At 69.2% G+C, this 403-nt stretch carries 1 protein-coding gene; it reads left to right on the forward strand.

What is annotated here, in order from left to right; all coding sequences use genetic code 11:
* Nucleotides 1-403: circularly permuted type 2 ATP-grasp protein (locus J1M40_RS12420; protein ID WP_206450859.1), on the forward strand; the 403-nt coding region annotated here is incomplete at both ends.

The following is a 403-nucleotide window of genomic DNA, read 5'->3' on the forward strand; positions in this document are numbered from 1 at the left end:
GCCTACCACGAGTTGCTCGATCGCCAGGGCGGCGTGCGTCCCCATTGGCAGCGGCTGTTCCGCCAACTGGAGCGCAGCAGCCCTGAGCAACTGCGCCAGCGCCAGGCCCTGGTGGAACGGCAGATCCAGGAGAACGGCGTCACCTACAACGTTTACGCCGATCCCAAGGGCACCGACCGCCCCTGGGCGCTGGACCTTCTGCCGAACCTGCTGTCCGCCGCCGAGTGGCAGCCGATCGCCGCTGGTGTGGCGCAGCGTGCTCGGCTGCTCAATGCGCTGCTGGCCGACCTGTACGGCGACCAGCGTCTGCTCGCCGAAGGGCTGCTGCCCAGCGAACTGGTCTTCGGCCATCCGAACTTCCTCTGGCCGGCGCTCGGCATCCGGCCGCCCGGCGGGATTTTCC

This window comes from Micrococcus sp. KRD026, from assembly GCF_017168445.1.
In the GTDB taxonomy this organism is placed as follows: Bacteria; Actinomycetota; Actinomycetes; order Actinomycetales; family Micrococcaceae; genus Micrococcus; species Micrococcus luteus.